Annotated in this window: 20 protein-coding genes; 6 read left to right on the forward strand and 14 right to left on the reverse strand. The window is 67.4% G+C overall.

What is annotated here, in order from left to right; genetic code table 11:
* Positions 1–4: 4 nt before the first annotated feature.
* The 14 genes from astD to hpnI all read right to left on the reverse strand — a co-directional run bounded on the left by astD (position 5) and on the right by hpnI (position 15611).
* Positions 5–1468, reverse strand: a complete 1464-nt coding sequence (gene astD / locus BMY06_RS26830; RefSeq protein WP_065061194.1) for a succinylglutamate-semialdehyde dehydrogenase — start codon at positions 1466–1468, stop codon at positions 5–7.
* 43 nt (positions 1469–1511) lie between these two features.
* A complete protein-coding gene (gene astA / locus BMY06_RS26835) occupies positions 1512–2543 on the reverse strand; it encodes an arginine N-succinyltransferase (protein WP_065061193.1) in 1032 nt (343 codons plus the stop codon).
* A complete protein-coding gene (gene aruF, locus BMY06_RS26840) occupies positions 2540–3652 on the reverse strand; it encodes an arginine/ornithine succinyltransferase subunit alpha (protein ID WP_074986333.1) in 1113 nt (370 codons plus the stop codon). The genes astA and aruF overlap by 4 nt, the downstream gene beginning before the upstream one ends.
* A gap of 31 nt (positions 3653–3683) precedes the next feature.
* Positions 3684–4901 (reverse strand): aspartate aminotransferase family protein, encoded by a 1218-nt coding sequence (locus tag BMY06_RS26845; RefSeq protein ID WP_074986335.1) that lies wholly within the window; start codon positions 4899–4901, stop codon positions 3684–3686.
* Between the two features lie 285 nt (positions 4902–5186).
* Complete coding sequence (locus tag BMY06_RS26850; RefSeq protein ID WP_234775295.1) at positions 5187–6158, reverse strand: GlxA family transcriptional regulator; 972 nt, start codon at positions 6156–6158, stop codon at positions 5187–5189.
* A 151-nt stretch (positions 6159–6309) separates the two neighbouring features.
* Positions 6310–7098 carry an ABC transporter ATP-binding protein gene (locus BMY06_RS26855; RefSeq protein WP_065061245.1) on the reverse strand — a complete coding sequence of 263 codons (789 nt, stop codon included), beginning with the start codon at positions 7096–7098 and terminating at the stop codon, positions 6310–6312.
* Positions 7099–7149: 51 nt separating this feature from the next.
* Positions 7150–7863, reverse strand: a complete 714-nt coding sequence (locus tag BMY06_RS26860; RefSeq protein ID WP_074986338.1) for an ABC transporter permease — start codon at positions 7861–7863, stop codon at positions 7150–7152.
* 19 nt (positions 7864–7882) lie between these two features.
* Complete coding sequence (locus BMY06_RS26865) at positions 7883–8572, reverse strand: ABC transporter permease (protein ID WP_065061188.1); 690 nt, start codon at positions 8570–8572, stop codon at positions 7883–7885.
* Between the two features lie 333 nt (positions 8573–8905).
* Complete coding sequence (locus tag BMY06_RS26870; RefSeq protein WP_110329369.1) at positions 8906–9955, reverse strand: patatin-like phospholipase family protein; 1050 nt, start codon at positions 9953–9955, stop codon at positions 8906–8908.
* A gap of 115 nt (positions 9956–10070) precedes the next feature.
* Positions 10071–10652, reverse strand: a complete 582-nt coding sequence (locus BMY06_RS26875; protein ID WP_065061244.1) for a hypothetical protein — start codon at positions 10650–10652, stop codon at positions 10071–10073.
* Between the two features lie 79 nt (positions 10653–10731).
* Positions 10732–11811: a lysylphosphatidylglycerol synthase domain-containing protein gene (locus BMY06_RS26880; RefSeq protein WP_065061186.1), complete on the reverse strand. Its 1080-nt coding sequence runs from the start codon at positions 11809–11811 to the stop codon at positions 10732–10734.
* Complete coding sequence (hpnK, locus tag BMY06_RS26885) at positions 11805–12725, reverse strand: hopanoid biosynthesis-associated protein HpnK (protein ID WP_074986340.1); 921 nt, start codon at positions 12723–12725, stop codon at positions 11805–11807. Before hpnK ends, BMY06_RS26880 begins: the two co-directional genes overlap by 7 nt.
* A complete protein-coding gene (gene hpnJ, locus BMY06_RS26890; protein ID WP_074986342.1) occupies positions 12722–14143 on the reverse strand; it encodes a hopanoid biosynthesis associated radical SAM protein HpnJ in 1422 nt (473 codons plus the stop codon). The genes hpnK and hpnJ overlap by 4 nt, the downstream gene beginning before the upstream one ends.
* A 130-nt stretch (positions 14144–14273) precedes the next feature.
* Positions 14274–15611: a bacteriohopanetetrol glucosamine biosynthesis glycosyltransferase HpnI gene (gene hpnI, locus BMY06_RS26895; protein WP_080180552.1), complete on the reverse strand. Its 1338-nt coding sequence runs from the start codon at positions 15609–15611 to the stop codon at positions 14274–14276.
* Between the two features lie 671 nt (positions 15612–16282).
* Here hpnI and BMY06_RS26900 point away from each other — a divergent pair.
* The 6 genes from BMY06_RS26900 (at position 16283) to BMY06_RS26925 (ending at position 23728) form a co-directional block, all read left to right on the forward strand.
* On the forward strand, positions 16283–17275 hold the full coding sequence (locus BMY06_RS26900; protein WP_074986344.1) for an LLM class flavin-dependent oxidoreductase: 993 nt from the start codon (positions 16283–16285) through the stop codon (positions 17273–17275).
* A gap of 306 nt (positions 17276–17581) precedes the next feature.
* Positions 17582–18853 (forward strand): glucose-1-phosphate adenylyltransferase, encoded by a 1272-nt coding sequence (gene glgC / locus BMY06_RS26905; RefSeq protein ID WP_065061182.1) that lies wholly within the window; start codon positions 17582–17584, stop codon positions 18851–18853.
* A gap of 139 nt (positions 18854–18992) precedes the next feature.
* On the forward strand, positions 18993–20480 hold the full coding sequence (gene glgA, locus BMY06_RS26910) for a glycogen synthase GlgA (RefSeq protein ID WP_065061181.1): 1488 nt from the start codon (positions 18993–18995) through the stop codon (positions 20478–20480).
* A 344-nt stretch (positions 20481–20824) separates the two neighbouring features.
* Complete coding sequence (pdxY, locus tag BMY06_RS26915; protein ID WP_065061180.1) at positions 20825–21700, forward strand: pyridoxal kinase PdxY; 876 nt, start codon at positions 20825–20827, stop codon at positions 21698–21700.
* Positions 21701–21848: 148 nt separating this feature from the next.
* The gene (locus BMY06_RS26920; RefSeq protein ID WP_074986345.1) at positions 21849–22310 is read left to right on the forward strand and encodes a hypothetical protein; all 462 of its coding nucleotides are present in this window, start codon (positions 21849–21851) and stop codon (positions 22308–22310) included.
* A gap of 197 nt (positions 22311–22507) precedes the next feature.
* Positions 22508–23728: a branched-chain amino acid ABC transporter substrate-binding protein gene (locus tag BMY06_RS26925; protein ID WP_080180553.1), complete on the forward strand. Its 1221-nt coding sequence runs from the start codon at positions 22508–22510 to the stop codon at positions 23726–23728.
* Positions 23729–23758 lie beyond the last annotated feature (30 nt).

A 23758-nucleotide genomic window follows, 5' to 3' on the forward strand; every position in this document is an offset into this window, starting at 1 on the left:
ATCCTCAGAATTGAAGGCCCGGCGAAACGCTCGCGGGCATCTGCAGTTGTGCGCTTTCCACCGAGGCCATCGGCCATGCGCAGTAGTCGGCTGCGTAGTACGCGCTCGGACGGTGATTGCCCGAGCGGCCCGGACCGCCGAACGGCGCGCCGCTCGACGCGCCGTTGGTGGGCCGGTTCCAGTTGACGATGCCCGCGCGGATCTCGCGCGAGAAGCGCTGCCAGAGCGCGGCATCGTCGGCGAGCAGACCGGCCGAAAGACCGTAGGCGGTGTTGTTGGCCTGGGCGATGGCGTCGTCGAAACCGGCGTAGCGCACGATCTGCGCGAGCGGGCCGAAGTGCTCCTCGTCGGGCAGATCGGCCACGCCGGTCACGTCGAGAATGCCGGGCGTGACGAAGCCGAGCGCCGGGTCGCGCTGCGTCATTGGCAGCAACGCCTTCGCGCCGCGTTCGAGCAGCATGGCTTGCGCTTCCATCAGCTTGCCCGCCGCGCGCGCCGAGATCACCGCGCCCATGAACGGTTGCGGATCGGCGTCGTACTCGCCTACCGCGATGCGCGACGACACCTCGACGAAGCGCGCCAGAAAGCGCTCGCCGAACCCATCGGACGGTACGAGAATGCGGCGCGCGCAGGTGCAGCGCTGCCCCGCCGACAGAAACGCCGACTGGATCGCGTGATGCACGGCGGCATCGACGTCGTCGACAGGCGCGACGACGAGCGGATTGTTACCGCCCATCTCCAGCGCGAGCACGATCTCGGGCCGGCCACCGAACTGGCGATGCAGATGCGTGCCGGTGTTCGAGCTGCCGGTGAAAAACAGCCCGTCGATCTGGCGATGATTCGCGAGCGCCACGCCGGTATCGCGCTCGCCCTGCACGAGGTTCATCACGCCCGCGGGCAGTCCGGCGTCGCGCCAGATTTCGACCGTCACGCGCGCAACATCGGGCGCGAGTTCAGAAGGCTTGAACACGACCGTGTTGCCGGCGATCAGCGCGGGCACGATATGGCCGTTGGGCAGATGGCCCGGAAAGTTGTACGGACCGAACACGGCCACCACGCCATGCGGACGATGACGCAGCACGGCCACGCCGTCGGCCATGTCGCTGCGCTTTTCGCCGGTGCGCTCGTGGTAGGCGGTGATCGAGATCGCGACCTTGGCCGCCATCGACGCCGCTTCGGTGCGCGCCTCCCAGAGCGGCTTGCCGGTTTCGCGGCCGATGGCCTGGGCGAGCTGCTCCTTGCGTTCGGTGACGAGCGCCGCGAAGCGCTTGACGATCTCGCAGCGCGCCTCGAACGGCAGATTCGACCACGCCGGGAACGCTCGGCGCGCGGCGCTCACCGCGCGCTCGACGTCGCCCTCGTTGGCGGCGTTGCCGCTCCACACGATCGCGCCCGTGCCCGGATTGCGCGACGCAAACGCGGCGCCCGAGGCCGCGCACCATTGCCCATCGATGAAAAGCTCGTTCATGACTCGTCCTGTTATTTTGCTCGCGCGTGCTGCCTGTTCACGTTCACGCGCCCTGACGCCGCGCGGCGCCCAGCACGCGCACCGGCTCGCCTTCGCGCACGCCGAGCGCGGCCGCTTCCTGCGCGCTCAGCGTGAACGCGCCGTCGCTGACGACACCCGGCGCGAAACCCACGCGAAAATCCGCGAGCGAGGTGTTCGAGACCAGCGAGCGCACGCCCTCTTCGGCCGTCTGCGCGCCGATGCGCACGGGCACCACCACACTCTCGCGCACCGTGCGCAAATCGGCGATATGGCATTCGAGCACGGGGCCCGCATCGAAAATATCGACGTGATTCTCGTAGCGCAGCCCTTCGCCTTCGAGCATGCGGCGCGCGGGCACCGTGTCCGCATGCGTGAGGCCCACGCACGCCTGCGCCTCCTCGGGCAGCAGTTCGACGTAGACGGGGTAGCGCGGCATCAGCTCGGCGAGAAACGCCTTGCGGCCATGCGAACTCAGATAATCGGCGGCATTGAAATCGATCTGATAGAAGTGCGAACCGACCGCGCGCCAGAACGGCGAGGTGCCTTCGTCGTCGAAATGGCCGCGCAATTCGGCGCAGATGCGTTCCGGAAAACGCTCGCGGAACTGCGCGATGAACATGAAGCGCGAGCGCGACAGCAGCCCGCCCATGCCGCCCGTGCGATGGCGCGGCGAGAGGAACAGCGAGCACACTTCCGCATAACCGGTGAGGTCGTGCGAGATGTTGAGCGCGCGCATGCGCGTCCAGATGCCGAGGTCCTGACTCGCGTGCACCACCGTGCTCACGCGATAGTTGTAGAACGGCTGCGTGAGGCCCACGGCCGCTTCGATGCCGCAGACGCCCGCCACGTCGCCGCTCGCGGTGTCTTCCATCACGAAGAAGTAGCCCGCCTCGGCCGGCGCGGCTTCGCCCGCGAGCGTGCGCCGCGTGCGCTCGATGCGCGCGGCCAGCGCCTCCCGGTCGGGCTTGAAGGTCGTGAGACCGGGGCCGGTTTCCTGGGCCAACGCGACGAGCGCGTCCACATCGCCCGTCTGCACGACGCGTACCACGATCATTGCGCTTCTCCCATCGAATTGTCGTTGTCGGGCGTCTCGCGATACAGCGGCGCGCAGCGCACGCGCGCGCCGTCCTGCACGTTCAGCGCCGCGCGCGTGGCGGCGTCGAGCGGCGCGTCGGCGACGAGGGCCAGCGGTGCGTGTGGCGCATGCGGCGCGTACGTCGACGCTTCCTGCACCGGCAGCGTGGCGAGCACGCAGCGGAACTCTCCGCCTTGCTGGCTGGCGACCAGATAGGTTTCAGAGACTTCTGCGTTCGCGGATGCGCTTTCCCGCACCACGCGCGTCGCGTTGCCCGCAACCGACGCCGTGCGATCCACCTGCGCCGTGAGCACCGGACCCGCGTCGAAGATATCGACATAACGGTCGGGCTCGAACCCTTCTTCGAGATGAATCTCGTACGCGAGCAGCGCACGCGGATCGGGCTCGCCGAGCACGCGCTGCGCCGCTTCCGGCAACAGCGGCACGTAGAGCGGATACGCGGGCATCACTTCGGCGATGAAGGTGCGGCTTCTGCCGCCCGAGGCCATTTCGATGTCCTTGAAATCGCGCCCGAAGAACTTGCGGCCCACCGCTTCCCAGAACGGCGAGGCGCCCGCGTCGTCGGTCACGCCGAGCAGCAGCGAGAACACCTCGGGCGTGAAACGGCGGCGGTTCATCGCCACGTACATCATGCGCGCGCGCGACATCAAATGCGCCGCCGCGTCGCCGCGCAGGGCGGGATCGATATAGAAGCCCGCGAGGCGGCTCTTGCCCGTGAGTTCGTGCGACATCGTGAGCGCGTGAATCTTGCGGTTCACGTGCAGCTCGCGCGAGGCGTGGATCAGCGCGTCGTTGCGGAACGCGTAGAACGGCTCCGAGTAGCCCGCCGCCGCGATCAGGCTCGACGTGCCGACGAGCCGGCCCGTCGCCGAATCTTCGAGCACGAAGAGATAGAACTCCTCGCCCGGAAAATCGACGTCCGCGCGAAACGAATCCTCGGACAGCGCGATGCGCGCTTCCAGCGCCGCGCGGTCGTGCGGCAGCGAATGCAGCACGGGCTGCGCGGTGCGGGCCATGTGCGCGATCGCGTCGAGATCGGCAAGCCTGGCGGGGCGAACGAATAGCATCGTCGGTCCTGTTATCGAGAATGAACGCCGGTCAGCGCGCGCCGACCACGTCTTCGAACGCCTGTTCGAGGCGCGCGAAGCCCTCGTCCAGATCGGCCGCCGGCATGATCAGCGAAGGCGCGAAGCGCAGCACGTCCGGGCCCGCGATCAGCATCATCACGCCGCGGTTCGCCGCCGCGCCGTTGAAGTCCTTCGCGCGGCCCGCGAAACGTGCGTTCAGTTCGGCGCCGATCAGCAGACCCTGGCCGCGCACTTCCTTGAACACGTCGAAGCGCGCGTTCAAGTGCGCGAGCTTCGCGCGGATCGTCTCGCCGCGTGCGCGCACGCCCGCCAGCACCGCCGGGTCGCTGATCAGCTCGACGACCTTGTGCGCGATGGCCGCGCCGAGCGGATTGCCGCCGTAGGTCGTGCCGTGCACGCCCACCTTGAAGTGCGCCGCGATGGCTTCGGTCGTGAGCATCGCGCCGATCGGGAAACCGTTGCCGAGCGCCTTCGCCGTGGTCAGGATGTCGGGCGTCACGCCGGTCTGCTCGTAGGCGTAGAAGGTGCCCGTGCGGCCCACGCCGGTTTGCACTTCGTCGAAAATCAGCAGCGCGCCGTGCGCGTCGCAGGCCTCGCGCAGCGCGCGCAGGAAGGCCGGATCGGCGGGAATCACGCCGCCTTCGCCCTGCACCGGCTCGACGATCACCGCGCAGGTTTGCGGGCCGATCGCGCGCTTCGCGGCGTCGATGTCGTTGTACGGCAGATGGATGATGCCTTGCGGAATCGGACCGAAGCCTTCCGAATATTTCGGCTGGCCGCCCACGCTCACCGTGAAGAAGGTGCGGCCGTGGAACGACTGCGTGAACGAGACGATCTCGGCCTTCTGCTCGCCGTGGCGGTCGAAGGCGACGCGGCGCGCGAGCTTGAGCGCGGCTTCGTTGGCTTCCGCGCCCGAGTTGGCGAAGAACGCGCGATCGGCGAACGTCAGCGATTCGAGCTTCTTCGCGAGGCGCAGCACCGGCTCGTTGGTGTAGCCGTTGCCGATGTGCCAGAGCTTGCCGCCCTGCTCGTGCAGCACCTTGAGCAGTTCCGGATGCGCGTGGCCGAGCGAGGTCACGGCGATACCGCAGGCGAAGTCGATGTAATCGCGCCCGGCGGTGTCCCACACGCGCGAGCCTTCGCCGCGGTCGGGCACGAACGGCGCCGGCGAGAAGCACGGCACCATCACTTCGTCGAAGGTCTGGCGGCTCACAGTCTGGTCGTTCATGGCGAATCCTTGTGGTCTCGAATCGGGTGCCGATTCAGGTTCTCGATTCAGGCTCGTGCCGCGCGAGGCGCGATTAGGGTACGAACCGGATGCTAATGGGCTCAATCGAGCGAGTATCGGTTGCAGTGTAGGCAACCGCGCTGCAAACGTCTTGCGCAGGCGCGACGCGTTTTTTCGTCAGCGGCGGCGCGGCGGGGTTTTCCGTCCCGAATGAGCCATTTTCGTGCGCCGGGTCAGGCGAGCGCGCCCGCTTCCACGACGGCTCGATCACGCTTCAATCACGCTTCAATCACGCTCGGGCGGCTCCACCAGCGCCCCGGCGCGCGGCTCGGGATTCGCGCCGCCGTGCTGACGCTCGATCCAGTTGCGGCGATCCTCGCGCGGCGTCACGCCGAAGCGCTCGCGATACGCGTTCGAAAAATGCGCCGCCGACGAAAACCCGCACGCGAGGCTGATCTGCACCACCGACTTGCTGGTGCGCTGCAACTGCGAGCGCGCCTTCGCGAGCCGCAGGCCGAGGTAGTACTTCGACGGCATCGCGTTCAGATACTGCCGGAACAGGCGTTCGAGCTGACGGCGCGAGACGCCCACGTGCCCGGCGATCTCGTCGGTCGTGAGCGGATCCTCGATGTTCGCTTCCATCAGCATGAGCGCGTCGTTCAGGCGCGGATGGCGCTCGCCGGGCGCGGTCACGAACGGAATGCGCTGACGCTCGTCGCCGCCGCGCAGCGCGCTCGCGCCCATCGCGTCGGCGATGCGGTCCACGAGTTCGGGGCCGTGCTCGCGACCGATCATCGCCAGCATGAAGTCGAGCGTCGCCTGGCCGCCCGCGCAGGTCGCGCGATCGCGGTCGATCTCGTAGAGATGCTGCGTGACGATGGTGCGCTCGAACTGCTCGGCGAACTGCTGGTACGTCTCCCAGTTCACGGCCACGCGATAGCCCTGCAACTGCCCGGCCATCGCGAGCCACCAGACGCCGTGATGAATGCCGGTGACGAGCGGCGTGCGCGGCCCGAGGCGCGCGAGGCTCGCGAGAAACAGGCGATAGTCGGCGAACTGCTGATAGCGCTCGGTCACGACGATCAGCCAGTCGCACGCGAGCGCGTCGCCGAAGGTGCCGTCGGCGGGCCACTGCGCGCCGCCCGCGAGCGGCACGGGCCGGCCGTTCCACGAGTACATCTGCCAGCGGTAGAGCGCGCGGCCGTCGATCTCGTTGGCGAGATTGAGCGCGTCGACGATCGGGCCCACGCCCGACATCGACACCGGCGGCAGCGCGACGATCGCCACCTGCGTCGTGCGATTCGCGCGCGCGACGGCTGGCGTGGTCGATGCCACCGATGCAGTCGATGCCACCGAAGCGGCGGATGCGTTCCCTTCCTGGTTCATGCGCGGATACGGCTTGCGTCGCTTATTTCAGACTGCCCGACAGAAACTGGCGCAGGCGCTCGCTCTTCGGCGCGCCGAGCACGTCGGCGGGCGCGCCCTGCTCCTCCGTGCGGCCCTGATGCAGAAACATCACGTGATTCGACACATTGCGCGCGAAACCCATTTCGTGCGTCACGACGATCATCGTGCGGCCTTCCTCGGCGAGCTTCTGCATCACCTTGAGCACTTCGCCGACGAGTTCGGGATCGAGCGCCGACGTCGGTTCGTCGAACAGCATCACGTCCGGATGCATGGCGAGCGCGCGCGCGATCGCCACGCGCTGCTGCTGGCCGCCCGACAGATGCGAGGGATACTGCTTTTCCACGCGCGGCGCGAGCCCGACTTTCTCCAGATACTCGCGCGCGCGCTCCTCGGCTTCCTTGCGCGGCACGCCGAGCACGTGCAGCGGCGCTTCCATCACGTTCTCGATCACGTTCATGTGCGACCAGAGATTGAAGTGCTGGAACACCATCGCGAGCTTGGTGCGGATGCGCTGAAGCTGCTTGTGATCGGCCACTTCGAGGCCGCCGTCACGGGCCGCTTTCGTGCGCACCGTTTCGCCATCGACGACGATCTCGCCCGCGTTCGGCTTCTCCAGAAAATTGATGCAGCGCAGGAACGTGCTTTTGCCCGAACCGCTCGCGCCGATGATGCTGATCACGTCGCCCTTCTTCGCGTCGAGCGAGACGCCCTTGAGCACTTCGTTGTCGCCGTAACGCTTGTGGATGTCGCGCGCGATCAGCTTGCTCTCGCCCGCAGGCGTCGTTTGCATCGTCTGAGCCAAGATGGTCTCCAAAAAAATGTCGCGTCAGTGCAAGGCGATTCAGCGCGTGCGCACGGCCAGATGGCCGAGCCAGCGCTTTTCCGCGCGGCGGAACGCGGCCACCAGCACGCACGATACCGCACAGTAGATCAGCGCCGCGAGGCCGAACGACTCGAACGAGCGATACGTGGCCGAGTTGGCGTCGCGCGCCACCTTGAGCAGATCGGGCACCGTGGCCGTGAACGCGACCGTGGTGGCGTGCAGCATCAGGATCACTTCGTTACTGTACAGCGGCAGCGCGCGGCGGAGCGCCGAAGGCAGAACGATGCGCCAGTACATCGTAAACGGGCTCATGCCGTAGGCGCGCGCCGCTTCCACTTCGCCGTGCGAGGTCGCGCGGATCGCGCCGGCGAAAATCTCGGTGGTGTACGCGCAGGTGTTGAGCGCGAACGCGAGGATCGCGCAGTTCAGTCCGCTGCGAAAGAACGCGTCGAGAAGCGGTTCGCTGCGCACGAAGGCGAGACTGTACACGCCCGTGTAGATCAGCAGAAGCTGCACGTAGAGCGGCGTGCCGCGAAACACGTAGGTGTAGAAGCGCACCGGCATCGACAGCCCGCGCCGCTGCGAAACGCGCGCGACCGCGAGCGGCACCGCGCACACGAAGCCGAACGCCACCGACACCACGAGCAGCCAGAGCGTCATGGCGAGGCCGGAGACGTGCTCGCCGTCCCAGTAGAGAAACGCGCGGCCGAATTGCTGAAGGATTTCGTTCATCGCTTGTGCCCTTGCGGTGTCAGAGTTGCGCGTGGCGCACGCCGGCCGAGTAGCGGCGTTCCAGCCAGATCAGCGCGAAGTTCGAAATCGTCGTGATCGCGAGATAGATGAGCGCGGCGATCAGCAGGAAGAAGAACAGGTTGAAGGTGCTGCGGCCCGCGTCCTGGGCGGCCTTCACGACATCGGCGAGACCGATGATCGACACCAGCGCCGTCGCTTTCACGAGCACCTGCCAGTTGTTGCCGATGCCCGGCAGCGCGAAGCGCATCATCTGCGGAAACAGGATGCGGGCGAACACGCGCGCGCCGCTCATGCCGTAGGCGTAGCCCGCTTCGAGCTGGCCGCGCGGCACGGCGAGAAACGCGCCGCGAAAGGTCTCGGTGAAATACGCGCCGTAAATGAAGCCGAGCGTGAGCACGCCCGCCACGAACGGATCGATGTCGATCTGCGCCATGCCGAGCGCGTCGGTGGCCTCGTTCACGCCGATCTGGATGCTGTAGAACAGCAGCAGCATCAGCACGAGATCGGGCACCGAACGGATCAGCGTGGTGTAGGCCGTCGCGCAGGCCGCAAGCGGCCGGTTGAACGAGAGCTTGGCCGCCGCGCCCGCGAGGCCGAGCAGCACGGCCACGCCCAGCGACAGCAGCGAGAGTTCGATCGTCTGGATCGTGCCGGCGAGCAGCACCGGACCAAAGCCGTAAAGCATCACGCGCGTCTCCGGGGAAGTCGTGGTCGAGATGCCGGGCGCGAAAAAAGCCCGGGAAGTGGCGCGGATCGTCGCAGCGCCAAATTGTTTGCTCAAACGCGCCCGGCGCGCGTGCTGCATTGCAACAATTCGTGTCGGCGCAGGCCGCCGGGCCCGGCGCGACGGCGTTTCGCCCGCACTGTCAGGGCGCGATGCTTTTGAAAGCTGCAAAGACAACGCCCCGCCAGGCGCAAGCCCGCGGGGCGTTTTGACAAGTTTCGGGTCGCTTTTTCGATAGACGGCGCGATGCCGCGGATGTCAGGCGCCGACGCGAGGCGGCGGTCGAGCCCGCCCTCCTCAGTCGATCCCCAACTGCGCGCGGATCGCGGGCAGCATGTACTGGACCGCCGCGCGGCCCTCGGCGATGGCCGGTCCGGCGCGATGAAAGTCGAAAATCCCCATGCCGCCGAGGCGCGGCTGGATCAGCACATCGGCGGGTTCGCCCGCGAGACGGCTGCGCGTGATGCGCACCTGCATGATGTCGATGCTTTGCGCGATCGAGCTGAGCATCGACGGCACCCGCGCCGAAGGCGGCGGCGCCACGCGCACGTCCGGACCGCCCGCCCCGCCCGGCCCCGACGGTTGCAGCCAGCCCGGAAAACGCTTGCCGTTCTTGCGCATCAAGGGCGCCGGGTCGGCCGCGCCGGTGATACCACTCGCGCCGGTCACGTCGCCCGCCGCTTCGCCCGCTTCCGGCAACACGCCGTCGGTCACGGCGCGGCGCGCGGCGCCCGGCACCGCGCGCGGCACCGTGTCGATCGCGCCGCCCAGATCGCGGCCATTGAGAATGTCGTGATTGAGATCGATGGCGATCACCGTGTCGGCGCGCATCGCGCGCGCGGCGGACACCGGCACCGGATTGCTGAGGCCGCCGTCGACGAGCCAGACGCCGTCGTGCCAGATCGGCGTGAAGATGCCCGGAATCGCAATCGAGGCGCGCACCGCGTCGACCACGCCACCCTCGCGCAGCCAGACCTCGCGGCCCGTGTCGAGTTCGGTCGCGACCGCCGCGAACGGCATTTTCAGGTCGTCGATCGCGCGGCCGTTGAACTGCTTCGCGAACAGGTCGATGACCTTGCGCCCGCCCAGCAGCCCGCCCGAAAAGCGCAGATCGAGCAGCCGCACCACGGTCTGCCACGTGAGCTTGCCGACCCAGTCCTCCAGCCAGTCCAGATCGCCATTGGCATAGACCGCGCCCACCAGCGCGCCGATCGAGGTGCCGCAGACCACGTCGGGCCGGATGCCCGCTTCCTCCAGCGCGCGGATCGCGCCGATATGCGCCCAGCCGCGCGCCGCCCCGCCGCCCAGCACGAGCCCCACGCGGCGGGCGCGTCGTCGTTGCGTCACCATACCCGCCTCCCGCGTGCCTGTTGCCTGTCTTGTTTCAGAGTCATGGCGTTTTGTCTGTGTTTTGCGCCGATTCGTTCAATGTCCGCGCTTAGTGTCCACCTTAGTGCCCACCTTAGTGTCCACGTATCACGTCCGAGCGCGATGTCGTCGAGACATGGCCGTCCGGGCCGAAATGCACGTTGAAATACGCCTCCGGCGTCACGCCGCCCTCGTACCATTTCCAGCTCCAGACGGTCTCCTGCTTGAGCCGGTAGGCGGCTATCTGCCCCGGTTTGCCGAGCAGCGCGCGCACCTCGTCCTGACTCATGCCGATACGCACCTTCGCGAAGTTTTCCGCCGTGAGCGCCTGGGTGATGGCCACGAGCCGTCCGTTCGGGCCGATGTCGACCATGAAGGTCTTGAGGCCCTGCGGGCCGCGCGGATATTCGAGGCGGCGCGAGCCGTCGTCGAACAGGCGCTCGGTCTCCGGCTTGCCCATCTGCTCGCGCACCTGCTCGAGCGTGGACACGCCGGGCGTGAGGCCCTTGAGCAGCAGCGCGTCGGGCTTCACCGAATCGAAGAAGGTCTTGAAGCTCTGGCGGAGCGAATCGAGCATGGCGTCGAACTGGCGGTCGTCGCAGCCGGCGAGCGTGAACGCCGCCAGCGCTGCGCACGCAGCGGTGAGCGTCCGCGTGGATCTGAATGGGGAAGGCATGTTCGGGTACGGCATCAACATGGGCTTGCGCGTGCGCGGCCCCGAGGCCCGGCGCACGCCGGATAGCCACAATGTACCGTCAATGACGCCGGTCGTGTCCCGAAGCCCGCTTCGAAGGTTCGGCAACGCGCGCAACGGCGCGCAGCCCGACGCGCTCCGGCGCGCCGCCGTGCAGCGCGCGGCGCGTGCGCACGATCTCGGCGGCCTGCCAGGAAATCAGCGCGATCACGCCGAACACCACTTCGCGCATGCGCTTGACGAGCGCGAGCGAGAACGCCACGTCCTGACTCACGCCGAACAGTTGCGCGAGCAGCACCACGGCGACTTCCTGCACGCCGAGGCCCGCGGGCACCATGAAGGCGGCGTGGCGCACCGCCTGGGTGATGGCTTCGATGGCGAGCGCGTCGCCGACCGAGACCGGATGGCCGAGCAGCGAGAGCGCCCACCAGGTTTCGAACGCGCCCAGCATGTAGCCGCCAAGCTGCCAGAAGAACGCGCGGAACATCAGGCCCGTGCGCGACATCAGCGCATCGAGATCGGCGTCGAGCCGCTGGCCGTCGATGCCCAGCTTCTGCCACGTTGCTTCGCCGAACAGACGCGCGGCCCAGCGCTCGATCGCATGGAACACGCCGCCGCGACGCAGCAGCACGATCGCGAGCACGGGCAGCGGCGCGCTCAGCACGAGCGCGAGCGCGATCGTGACGATGGTGCGCAACGAGCCGCCGTCGCCGGTCGCCGCGACGATCAGCACCACGCCGAGCGCCGAAAACGCGTACTGCACGGCGATCGTCACGAAGACCTCGACGATCACCGACGCCGTGACCTCGCTCGCCTCGTGCGGCTCGCGCAATTTCCAGCGCGCAAGGCGAATGCCGACCAGCTCGCCGCCCACGCCCACGACGGGCAGCAGGCGGTTGACGGCTTCGCGCACCGTGGCGACCCACCAGAGGAAGGCAAGCGGCGCGCGCCGGTCGAGCAGCAGACGCCACGCGTGCGCGTCGAGCAGCAGCGGCAGCGCATGGAACGGCACGAGCCAGAGCAGCACCGGACCCGCCGCGCCGATCACGCGCATCACGTCATGCGCGCCGTCGTGAACCACGAGGCCGATCAGGATCGCGATCCCGACCGGCAAACCCAGCCATTGAAGCCACTTCATGATGACGCCCGACCCTCCGCCAGCCCGGCGCGCGGCCGCGTCGCTGCGTGAACATCATGACCGTCGCGACCATCGCCGCCATCGAAAAACACGTCGGTGAAGCCGCCGTGACGCACGCCCGCACGCGCGAGCGCGGCGGCCACGCGCGGCGAGACCAGCGCGGCAAGTTCATCGGCGTGGCGATAGCGTTGCATCGACGCGGTGATCGGCCCCTCGCCCACCGCCGGCGCTTCGGCCGGGTGGCAGTAGATTTCGCCGACGCCCTGCGCAGGCAGGCGCGCGATCGCTTCGAGCAGCACGGCTTCGTCCATCGCGCCCGTGTTCGCGATGCCCACCACGTAATCGTTATGCGCGATGCCCGCCCGTGCGAGGCGCGCGCGCACGAGCGCGAGCCACGGCTTGAGCGCGGCGGGCGCGCCCGCTTCCAGCGGCAGACGCACCGCGCGCAAACCATACTCGCGGCCGATCGACAGGATCAGCGAAAGCACCGTGGGATGCAGATGGAAATGCTTGTGCGTGTTCACGTGATCGAGCGCGAGGCCCGTCGCCGCGAACGCCTCGAACTGCGCGCGGATTTCGAGCGCGAGCTGCGCACGCACGTGCGGCAGGAAGAAGAAGCGAAAGCCGTCGCGCACCATGTTGTCGCCGAACCGGCCTTGCGCGTCGACGAGCGCGGGAATGCGCGCGCGCGGCAGCATCGACGCGCCGTCGGCCAGCACGAGATGCAGGCCCACGCGCAGCGTCGGCAGGCGTTGCGCGCGCGCCACCGCGTCGGCCGCGGCGGGCGCGGCCACCATCAGGCTCGCGGCATTGAGCACGCCGTCGCGATGCGCGCGCTCCACCGCCGCGTTGACCCGCTCGTGCAGGCCGAAGTCGTCGGCGGTGAAAATCAGCGCGCGCGCGGGCGGCTGCATCATGCCTCGTGGGCGCGCAGGAAGCGGAAGAACTCCACGCCTTCGCGCAGACGGCGCTTCATCATGTCCCAGCTCGTCAGCATTTCGCGGACGATTTCCCAGATCTTCGACGGCCGGAAATAGAACTGGCGATAGAACTGTTCGAGGTGGTGATAGATCTCCTCGCGCGACAGATGCGCATAGCCGATCGCCGCGAGCTGCACGCCTTCCTTGCTCACCAGATTGATGGTCTTGTTCTCTTCCATCCAGCCGTTTTCGACGGCCTGCTTGTAGAGCGTCGTGCCCGGATACGGCGCGGCGAGCGAGACCTGGATCGTGTGCGGATTGATTTCCTTCGCGTACTCGATGGTCTTCCTGATGGTCTCCTGCGTCTCGCCCGGCAGACCCAGAATGAAGGTGCCGTGAATCTTGATGCCGAGGCTCTTGCAGTCCGCGCTGAAACGGCGCGCGAAGTCGGTGCGCACGCCCTTCTTGATGTTCACGAGAATCTGGTCGTCGCCCGACTCGAAGCCCACGAGCAGCAGGCGCAGGCCGTTTTCCTTCATGACCTTGAGCGTCTTGTACGGCACGTTGGCCTTCGCGTTGCACGACCACGTCATGCCGAGCTTGCCGAGGCCGATGGCGATGGCTTCGGCGCGCGGCAGGTCGTCGGTGAAGGTGTCGTCGTCGAACATCAGCTCTTTCACTTCGGGCATGTTGTCGCGAATCCACTTCGCTTCGGCGATCACGTTCTCGACCGAGCGCGTGCGATAGCGATGGCCGCTGACCGTCTGCGGCCACAGGCAGAACGTGCAGCGCGACTTGCAGCCGCGCCCCGTGTAGATCGACACGTACGGGTAGTTCAGATAGCCGATGAAGTAGTTGCCGATCTTCAGGTCGCGCTTGTAAATGGGCGCGACGAACGGCAGCTCGTCCATGTTTTCGAGGATCGGACGCGCTTCGTTGTGCTCGATCGAGCCGTCCTTCGCGCGCCAGCTCAAGCCCTTGATCTCGGGGAAAGGCTTGCCTTCGGCGATTTCCTTGCAGGTGTAGTCGAATTCCTCGCGGCAGACGAAGTCGATGGCGTCGGACGCCGTGAGCGAGTTGTGCGGATCGACCATCACCTTCGCGCCGACCATGCCGACCAGCAGCGACGGCTTGCGCTTCTTGAGGTCCTCGGCGAACAGCGCGTCGGTCGGAAACGAAGGCGTGCTCGTATGGATGATCACGAGGTCGTAGTCCATCGCGATCTTGAGCGTTTCCTCCACGCCGATACCGTCGGCGGGCGCGTCGAGCACGCGGCTCTGCGGCACCAGCGCCGCGGGTTGCGCGAGCCAGGTCGGATACCAGAACGAGCGGATCTCGCGCTTCGCCTGATAGCGCGAACCTGCGCCGCCATCGAAGCCGTCATACGACGGGGCCTGCAAAAACAGCGTTTTCATGAGATGAATGCTCCGGCAATCCTTGAGTCAATTGTGCTTGAAAGCGTGCGCGCGCGAACGCCGGTTCCAGCCGGCGTCGCGCGCGATGAGTGGTGCGTATGCGTGTTCTGTTCAGCGCCATCCGTGTCCATCAGCGCCCATCCGTGACCTCGACGACCGCGCGCCGCCGCGACGCGCTCACACGCGGCTCGCGCGCAGTGGACACGGTCGGCGTGACAAGCGTGTGTCCGGGCCCGGCCGCCTCGCCCGTTTCGGGATTGGCCACCGGCACGCGCACGCCGCGCCAGACCACATGCGAGCCGAACACGGCCGCGAGCCACTGCAAGAGCAGCAACGCGTCGCGCAGCGGCACGAGCGGCAAATCGCGCCAGAACACGCGCCAGCCGCCGCTGCTGCGCGCATGCAACGCTATGCGCGCGATGATACCGCCGACCGTGCTGGTCGCCAGCGCGGCCATCGCCGCCCGCGCGCCGGCGCACAGCGCGACGCCACTGCCGCGAACCGGCAGCAGACCCGCGAGCAGCGCATAACCGAGCGCGCCCGCGACGAGCCACGGAAACGTGAACGTGATGAAAAGCGAGGCGAAGCCCGCCGGATTCACCGAGCGGATCGTGCGCAGCCAGCGCGTTTCGCGCAGCCACAGCGTGCGCAAGGTCGGCTCGATCACGTCGGTCGCGACGAGCACGGGCGCGAGCACCGTCGCGAGGCCGTGATCGCGCGCGAAACGGGCCAGCAGATAGTCGTCGGCGAGACAGTCCTTGAGCGCCGCGAAGCCGCCGATGCGCTCGAGCGTCGTGCGCGAAAGCGCCAGCGTGGCGCCGAAACCGAAGGCGCGCGAGCCCGTCGAGTGCGCGACGCGCACCGACGGCGCAAACCATTCGTTGATGAACAGCGCGCCGAGGCGCGGCCAGAAGCCGCCGACGCTGCGTGCGCGATAGAGGCAGGTCACCACGCCCACGCGCGGATCGGCGAGCGGCGCGGTGACGATGTCGAGATAGTCCGGTTCGACGGCGATGTCGCTGTCGGCCACGATCAGCAGGTCATGACGCGCGTGCGCCGCCATATTGATCAGATTGCTGACCTTGAGGTTGCTGCCGTGCACGCTCGCGTCGATCACGAGCATGATGTCGTGGCCCGGATACGCGGCCTGTAGCCGCTGCACCACGGCGATGGCCGGATCGTTCGCCGACGACACGCCAAAGATCAGTTGATAACGCGGATGACGCTGCTCGCAGAAGGTCGCGAGGTTCTCGTAGAGACGCGGCTCGGCGCCGCACAGCGGCTTGAGCACGCTCACCGGCGTGGCCGCGCGGGCGCGCGCGAGACGCGCGGCGAGGCGCACCTGCGTGGCGGAGCCGTGGCGCGGCATCGTCAACGCGGCGCTGATGGCGTAGAACGTGGCGGCGCAGCACAACGCCACCAGCAGCCACCACGCGAACGGCCATGCGGAAAAGAGCGAACCTGTCATGCGAACGCGCCTCGCCCGTCAGTCAGGCGGACGCCGCATGGCGCGAATGCGCACACGACGGCCCGGCATACCGCACCGTCCAGATCAAATGTCTTGCCTGGAACCATTTGCCCTACCCCGAAATTCATCAAAAAACAAACGCGCATCGTATCTGCACTACATATTGATCGCCATAAACGTAACGGGCGACGTCATTTTTAGTGACCCAGCGCAAATTTAAATGATGATTTGATTAAACGACGCCTTAAAACTTGATGCGCATCGCGCGAGTTTCGCAATCTGCGCCCTGATTCGGCGCAAAAATTGTAGCAGCAACGTCCTCAAACAACCTTCCAGTCTTCGCAAAAATCCTTCTCAAAGATGAAAAGATCGGAAAGGTCCGCGATTATTCCAACAGCGAATCTTTTCCACCGACAATATTGCTGTAATTGAAAAAATTCGGTAAGCATATCGCAATGCTTCTTTAACACAATTGAATTAGAGATTGTAAAGTCGGAATAAACAAGAATTATTCCGATTCAATTAAACCGCCATGGCGAGCGATGGAACCCACGCCGCCCGCATGGGTTCCTGGCGGCCGTCAGCAGGTTCCGGAGCGCTTTGGCACAATGGCCGCACCTTGCGCGGGCCTTGCCGCCGCGCCTCATGAATTCCGGAGCGCCACGATCCCCATGATTCCCTTCTCCGTCCTCGACCTGTCGCCGGTGCCCGCCGGCTCGAACGCCGGCGCCGCGCTGCGCAACACGCTCGACCTCGCCCAGCACGCCGAGCGCTGGGGCTACCACCGCTACTGGCTCGCCGAGCACCACAACATGACCGGGATCGCCAGCGCGGCCACCTCGGTCGTGATCGGCTACGTGGCGGGCGGCACCCAGACTATCCGCGTGGGTTCGGGCGGCATCATGCTGCCCAACCACGCGCCGCTTCTGATCGCCGAGCAGTTCGGCACGCTCGAAGCGCTCTATCCGGGCCGTATCGACCTCGGTCTTGGCCGCGCGCCCGGCACCGACCAGACCACGGCGCGCGCGCTGCGCCGCGATCTGCAAGCCAGCGCCGAAGCGTTCCCCGACGACGTCGCCGAATTGCAGCGCCTGTTCGGCGAGCCCGTCGAAGGCCAGCGCGTGCGTGCGGTGCCGGGCGCGGGCCTGCACGTACCGCTCTATATCCTCGGCTCCAGCCTGTTCGGTGCGCAGCTCGCCGCCGCGATGGGTCTGCCGTTCGCGTTCGCCTCGCACTTCGCGCCCGATCATCTGCTCACGGCGCTGCGTCTGTATCGCTCTCAGTTCCGCCCGTCGGCGACGCTCGCGAAACCGCACGCGATGGTCGGCGTCAACGTGATCGGCGCCGAAAGCAACGACGAAGCGCGTCTGCTGTTCACCTCGCTGCAGCAGCAGTTCGTGAATCTGCGGCGCGGCACGCCGGGGCAGTTGCCGCCGCCGGTCGAGCAGATCGCCGCCAACGATTACGAACTCGCCGGCGTGGCGCATTCGCTCGCCTGCTCCGTGATCGGCGATCGCGAAACGGTGCGCGCGGGACTCGCGTCGGTGATCGAGCAGACCCAGGCCGACGAGTTGATCGTCACCGCGCAGATCTACGATCACGCGAAGCGTTTGCGTTCGTTCGAGATCACCGCCGAGGTGCGCGCGGAGATGGCGGCGGGCTGATCGAAGTCGCGCGGCGAGTTGGCCGCTTAAGGAGAAAAGGAGAAAACGGGCGCTCGATGCGCCCGTTTTTTATTGCCGGTCCGGCGCCCCGCCCGCATGCACGCCCACCGACCAGGCAAGCGGCTTGCTTCCCGCTCTGAGGCCGCGCGCGCACACCGGATTCGCACTACCCGCTTTTCGGTGCTAGAACATTCAATGCGCGGTCACAAAACGGACATCGCGGAACCCGGCGGACCTGGCGAACCCTCGCCGAGACCGGCCCGCGACACATCACAGCGAAACCGGGGGCACAACAAGGAGACGTCCATGGAAACTCCGGCAAGCCTCAACGATCTGCAACGCACCACGCTCGCCATCGTGCTCGCGGGCGGTCGCGGCACGCGCCTCGGTCCGCTCACGAACAAGCGCGTGAAGCCCGCCGTCTACTTCGGCGGCAAGTACCGCATCATCGATTTCGCGCTGTCGAACTGCCTGAATTCGGGCATCCGCCGCATCGCCGTGGTCACGCAGTACAAGGCGCACTCGCTGCTGCGGCATCTGCAGCGCGGCTGGGGCTTCCTGCGCGGCGAATTCAACGAGTTTCTCGATCTGTGGCCGGCGCAGCAGCGCGTCGAGGGCGCGCACTGGTATCGCGGCACCGCCGACGCCGTCTACCAGAATCTCGACATCATCCGCTCGATCTCGCCGAAATACGTGGTCGTGCTGGCCGGCGACCACATCTACAAGATGGATTACACGCGCATGGTCGCGGACCATGCCGCGAGCGGCGCGGACTGCACCGTGGGCTGCATCGAAGTGCCGCGTCTGGAAGCGCGCGCGTTCGGCGTGATGGCCGTCGACGAACAGCGCCGCGTCACGGGCTTCGTCGAAAAACCCGACGATCCGCCCGCCATGCCGGGCCGCCCCGACATCGCGCTCGCGAGCATGGGCATCTACGTGTTCGACACCGCTTACCTCTTCAAGCTGCTCGAGGAAAACATCTCCGCGAGCGCCACCGACCACGACTTCGGCAAGGACATCATTCCGCGCGTCGTCAGCGACGGCGTCGCCATCGCGCATCCGTTCAGCATGTCCTGCGTGACCTCGGACCCGAGCGCCGAGCCGTACTGGCGCGACGTCGGCACCGTGGACGCCTACTGGTCCGCCAACCTCGACCTCGCCTCGACCATCCCGGCGCTCGACCTTTACGACCGCAACTGGCCGATCTGGACGTATCAGGAGCAATTGCCGCCCGCCAAGTTCGTGCGCGACCTGAACGGGCTGCAAGGCTCGGGCACGAACCTGATCGTCTGCGGCGGCAGCGTGATCTCCGGCTCGCAGATTTCGCGCTCGGTGCTGTCGTCGAATGTGGTCGTGAAGTCGTTCTGCAACATTGCCGAGGCAGTCTTGTTACCGCAGGTCGAAGTGGGCGCGAGCTGCCGGCTGCGCAAGGTCGTGGTGGACCGCGGCTGCGTGATTCCCGATGGACTCGTGATCGGCGAAGACCCGGTGCGCGACGGCGAGCGCTTCTACCGCACCGAGAACGGCATCGTGCTGGTCACGCGCGAGGCGCTCGACAAGCTTGGCGCGGGAGGGTGACGCGGCGCGCAACACCGCGTAGCACAACGCAGCACCGCGCAACACGTTCGCGAACGTATCGCACCGAACGCCGCCCCGGTTCTCCGCCGCGCGGCGAGAACCGCAGCGCCCCCAAGGCTCAATCGAGGACCTCAGCCCGATGACGATCCGTGTTCTGCATGTCGCCAGTGAACTCTATCCGCTCCTGAAAACCGGCGGTCTGGCCGATGTGACCGCCGCCCTGCCCGCCGCGCTGATCGAACAAGGCGCCGACGCGCGCGTGCTGTTGCCCGGCTTCCCGGGCGTCGCCGCCGATCTCGCCGACCTGCGCCCGGTCGCGCGGCTCGAACGCAGCTTCGGCGCGCCCGAGGCCTCGCTCGAACTCGGGCGTCTGCCGGGCAGCGGCGTGCCCGTCTACATGATTCGCGCCGATGCGTTCTACGCGCGCCCCGGCAATCCCTATCTCGACGCCGAACACGTGCCCTATGGCGACAACGCCGAGCGTTTCGCGCTGCTCGGCTGGGCCGCCGCGCAACTCGCGCTGCATCTCGACGCGAACTGGACGCCGCATATCGTGCACGCGCACGACTGGCATGCGGGCCTCGCAGGCGCTTATCTGCGCGCCGCCGCCCGCGAGCGAGGCGCGGGCAGCCACGGCGCGCGGCCGCCCGCACGCAGCGTGTTCACGATCCACAACCTCGCCTATCAAGGCATTTTTCCGGCACAGCAGTTCGACGCGCTGGGCCTGCCCGCCAACTTCTTCGACATGCACGGCGTCGAGTTTTACGGTCAGCTTTCATTTCTCAAAGCCGGACTCTATTACGCCGACAAGATCACCACCGTGAGCCCGAGCTACGCGCGCGAAATCCAGACCGTGGCGCAAGGCGGCGGCCTCGAAGCACTGCTCAAGGGACGCGCGCACGACCTCGTCGGCATCCTGAACGGCGTCGATTACGCGGTGTGGAGTCCGGCCGGCGACGCCGCCATCGCCGCGCGTTACTCGGCCACGCGCATGAGCGGCAAGCTGCGCTGCAAATCGGCGCTACAGCAGCGCTTCGGTCTGGCCTCGAAGCACGATGCGCCCGTGTTCGCCGTGGTGAGCCGCCTCACCGAGCAAAAGGGCCTCGACCTGCTGCTCGCGGCGCTGCCCGAAATCGTCTCGCGCGGCGGCCAGCTCGTCGTGCTCGGCACCGGCGACGCGAGTCTCGAACAGGGCTTCACGCGCGCGGCGCGTCAGCATCCGGAGTCGGTGGCGGTCGAACTCGGCTTCGACGAAACGCTCGCGCACGAGATCGTCGCGGGCGCGGACGTGATGATGGTGCCGTCGCGCTTCGAGCCGTGCGGGCTCACGCAGCTTTACGCGCTCGCCTATGGCGCGCTGCCGCTCGTGCATCGCGTGGGCGGACTCGCCGATACGGTCGTGGACGCCTCGCTCGAAAATCTCGCCGACGGTCTCGCCACCGGCTTCGTGTTCGAGCGCTTCGAACCGGACGCGCTCACCGCCGCGATCCGCCGCGCCTTCGCGCTCTACGCACGCAGCCGCGACTGGCGCGAGACGCGCGCGCGCGGCATGCATCAGGACTTCGGCTGGGCGGCGTCGGCGCAACGCTATATGGCGCTTTACCGCGAGCTGGCCGACTCGGTCTGACGACGATCGCCCTGACGAGTCAGCGTGGCCACTCCGCGTGACAACTCAGCCTGACGACAAACCGCCGCGCTCGACGATGCCTCGCGACGGCGGCGCGCAACACCGCGCCCGTCGCGCGCACGCGATGATCGACCCGGGGTAGCGAATTCGGTTATCGTTGCTGCACCGCATGCATCGCGCGCCGCCGCCTGGCGTCTCCGTGCCCCGCGCTTTGCGCGTCATACGGACACCCTCCTTCAAACAGGCCGCCACGCGCAGGACCGAACCGTTGCGCACCGGCCGACAGCCACGTTATGACCGAGACACTCGACCGAAGCACCCGCCCGAAACCCAACGGACCGGCCATGAAAAATGTCCTGAGCATCCAGTCGCACGTCGTGTTCGGCCATGCGGGCAATAGCGCGGCGGTGTTTCCCATGCGACGGCTCGGCGTCAACGTGTGGCCGCTCAACACCGTGCAGTTTTCGAATCACACGCAGTACGGCCACTGGACCGGCAGCGCGATCGACGCGGAGCAGATGGTCGATCTCGTCGACGGCATCGGCGCGATCGGCATGCTGCCGCGCTGCGATGCCGTGCTCTCCGGCTACCTCGGCGCGCCCGAACAGGCGCAGGCCGTGATCGACGTGGTGCGCGCCGTGAAGGCGGCCAATCCGCAGGCGCGCTATTTCTGCGATCCGGTGATGGGCACGCTCAACGCGACCGGCAACGGCTGCAAGGTCGAGCCCGGCATCCAGGAGTTTCTCGTCACGCACATGCCCGCCGTGGCCGACGCGATGATGCCCAATCACAGCGAGTTGCAGCGACTCGTCGGCCGCGAGCTGGAGACCGCCGAAGAAGCCGTCGCCGCCTGCCGCGAACTGATCGCGCGCGGCCCGAAGCTGATCCTCGTGAAGCATCTGCTCGACCGCAACAGTCCCGCCGACACCTTCAACATGCTGGTGGTCAGCGAGCGCGAAGCGTGGCTCGCGCAGCGGCCGCTCTATCCGTTCGCGCGGCAGCCGGTCGGCGTCGGCGACATCACGAGCGCGATTTTCGTGGCGCGTCTGATGCTCGGCGACTCGCTGCGCCGCGCCTTCGAGCACACGCTCGCGGCGGTCAACGCGGTCGTGCGCACGACCTACGACGCCGGTCGCTACGAGCTGGAAATCGTGGCCGCGCAGGACCAGATCGCCCGCCCGCGCGAATGGTTCGACGCCTGGACCGTCGAGCCGGCCTGAGTCCGTTCGCGCCGTCTTCGAGCGCTCGCGCGGTCAGGGTCCGCGGCGATGTAAAAGACGGCGCGAGCGTCGGGTCTCAGTCATCGGGCATATAATGCGGGCCGCACGCGCGCGGCCACCCGCGCCCACCGTTTGAAGAGATTGACCGATGTCCGACCCCATCCGCAGTGAACAGGAAGAGTATTTCGAGCAGTTGTGCATCGCCGTCGATGGCGGCGAAACGCACGAGCAGGAAGCGATCGAATACTTCGAAGAGCAAAGCCACGAGGCCGATTTCGACGCCGCCCAGTGGCTCGACATCGCGCTCTACCACGCGCCCGACGTGGCGCGCGGCATCATCGACTTCGTCGACGCGGAAGACCGCGCGCGCAGCGATATCGCGCAGACGATCGCCGACAACCTCGACATCGCGTACGGCGACGACGACTGCCAGCGCTTCGAGTCGGTGATCCGGTTCGCGCTCGCCAACGGCGTGCCGGTCGACTTCGACGTGGTGCTCGACGGCTGCAACCGCGCGCTCGACGACCTCGAAGGCTGGGCCAACGACGACACGATGGCGCCGCTCGTGCAGTTGCGCGAATCGCTGCTCGCGCTGCAGGCGGAGTACTGATCCGGCCGCCGGTCGCCGGCGACCGGCACACCACGGCTGACCCCGATGCCAGCCTGTTATATTGCTTGCAAACACCTGTCGCCGGCCCCGCGCCGGCGCCCCGAGGGAGTCCGCCGGGCCGTAGACGGCCCGCGCGCGACACGAGCGCAACGTACAAGAAAGCACACTGCCGCGCCCGCCCGGCGCCAGGAGTCACGATGAGTCCGCGCCACACACCCCGCCTGGCCGCCGTCGCGCGGCCACGCCGCGCCGTCTTGCGCACGCTCGCGCGCCTCGCCCTCGCCGGCACGGTCGCGGGCGTCTGCGGCGGCGCGCTGCTCGCCTTGCCGGACGGCGCGGCCTACGCGGCGGGGCCGCTGACCGTGCGCATCGGTTTCGTGGCGGCGATCTCGGGCGACTACGCGAACTATGGCCGCGACCTGCAAAACGGCGTGCAGCTCGCGCTCGACGAAGCGAACGCCCAAGGTCTCCGGATCGGCGATCAGGTGGCGCATTTCGAACTCGTCGCGCTCGACGACCGCGCCGATCCGCGCCTCGGCGTGCAGTCGGCGGCCCAGCTCGCGAATCAGGGCGTGGCGGCCGTGATCGGCCATTTCAACTCGGGCACGGCGATTCCCGCCTCGCGCATTTATGAGAGCGCCGGCATTCCGATGCTCGACCCCGCCGCGACCAACCCCGTCATCACGGCGCAGGGCTTCGCGAACACCTTCACGGTGATCTCGAACGACGCGCAGAACGCAGGCATTGCCGGCGCGTGGGCCATCGACGTCATGAAGGCCAAACGCGTGGCGATCATCGACGACCGCAGCGCCTTCGGCCAGGGCGAGGCCGACGTGTTCGAACGCACCGTGAAGGAGCACGGCGGCAACGTGGTCGCGCGCGAGTTCGCCGCCATGGAATCCGACGACTTCGGCCCGCAGCTCTCGAAGATCAAGGCCGCCGACGCCGACCTGCTCTACTTCGGCGGCCTCGCGCACCAGGCGGCGTCGCTCGTCAAGCAGATGAAGGCGCGCAGCATGAACACGCAGTTCGTGGGCGGCGGCGGCGTGGCGAACCCCGATTTCGTGCAGCTCGCGGGCGCGGCCGGCGAAGGCGCGATGGCATGGGAATACGGCCGCCCGCTCGCGCAACTGCCCGATGGCCCGCGCTTCGCGCAGAAGTACCGCAGCCGCTTTGGCACCGACGTGCTCGCTTACGCGCCCTTCGGCTATGACGCCGCGTGGGCCGCGATTCACGCGATGGTCGCGGCGAAGTCAGCGAAACCGGACGTCTACCGCCCCGTGCTCGGCACGCTCGCCTTCGACGGCGTGACCGGCCGCATCGCCTTCGACGAACATGGCGCCCTCAAGAACGGCGCGTCCACGTTGTATCAGGTCAAACAGGGCGTGTGGGTTTCGGTGATGACGCGCGGCGGCTGAGACCGCGCGTTCGATGCCTGTTTTCAGGCG

This window comes from Paraburkholderia tropica, assembly GCF_900109265.1.
Lineage (GTDB): Bacteria > Pseudomonadota > Gammaproteobacteria > Burkholderiales > Burkholderiaceae > Paraburkholderia > Paraburkholderia tropica.

Coding starts and splice junctions, on each gene's coding strand:
- astD (WP_065061194.1), bottom strand. CDS start 1,468: ATGAACGAGCTTTTCATCGATGGGCAATGGTGCGCGGCCTCGGGCGCC.
- astA (WP_065061193.1), bottom strand. CDS start 2,543: ATGATCGTGGTACGCGTCGTGCAGACGGGCGATGTGGACGCGCTCGTC.
- aruF (WP_074986333.1), bottom strand. CDS start 3,652: ATGCTATTCGTTCGCCCCGCCAGGCTTGCCGATCTCGACGCGATCGCG.
- BMY06_RS26845 (WP_074986335.1), bottom strand. CDS start 4,901: ATGAACGACCAGACTGTGAGCCGCCAGACCTTCGACGAAGTGATGGTG.
- BMY06_RS26850 (WP_234775295.1), bottom strand. CDS start 6,158: ATGTCGGGCGTGGGCCCGATCGTCGACGCGCTCAATCTCGCCAACGAG.
- BMY06_RS26855 (WP_065061245.1), bottom strand. CDS start 7,098: ATGCAAACGACGCCTGCGGGCGAGAGCAAGCTGATCGCGCGCGACATC.
- BMY06_RS26860 (WP_074986338.1), bottom strand. CDS start 7,863: ATGAACGAAATCCTTCAGCAATTCGGCCGCGCGTTTCTCTACTGGGAC.
- BMY06_RS26875 (WP_065061244.1), bottom strand. CDS start 10,652: ATGCCTTCCCCATTCAGATCCACGCGGACGCTCACCGCTGCGTGCGCA.
- hpnK (WP_074986340.1), bottom strand. CDS start 12,725: ATGATGCAGCCGCCCGCGCGCGCGCTGATTTTCACCGCCGACGACTTC.
- hpnJ (WP_074986342.1), bottom strand. CDS start 14,143: ATGAAAACGCTGTTTTTGCAGGCCCCGTCGTATGACGGCTTCGATGGC.
- hpnI (WP_080180552.1), bottom strand. CDS start 15,611: ATGACAGGTTCGCTCTTTTCCGCATGGCCGTTCGCGTGGTGGCTGCTG.
- BMY06_RS26900 (WP_074986344.1), top strand. CDS start 16,283: ATGATTCCCTTCTCCGTCCTCGACCTGTCGCCGGTGCCCGCCGGCTCG.
- glgC (WP_065061182.1), top strand. CDS start 17,582: ATGGAAACTCCGGCAAGCCTCAACGATCTGCAACGCACCACGCTCGCC.
- glgA (WP_065061181.1), top strand. CDS start 18,993: ATGACGATCCGTGTTCTGCATGTCGCCAGTGAACTCTATCCGCTCCTG.
- pdxY (WP_065061180.1), top strand. CDS start 20,825: ATGAAAAATGTCCTGAGCATCCAGTCGCACGTCGTGTTCGGCCATGCG.
- BMY06_RS26920 (WP_074986345.1), top strand. CDS start 21,849: ATGTCCGACCCCATCCGCAGTGAACAGGAAGAGTATTTCGAGCAGTTG.
- BMY06_RS26925 (WP_080180553.1), top strand. CDS start 22,508: ATGAGTCCGCGCCACACACCCCGCCTGGCCGCCGTCGCGCGGCCACGC.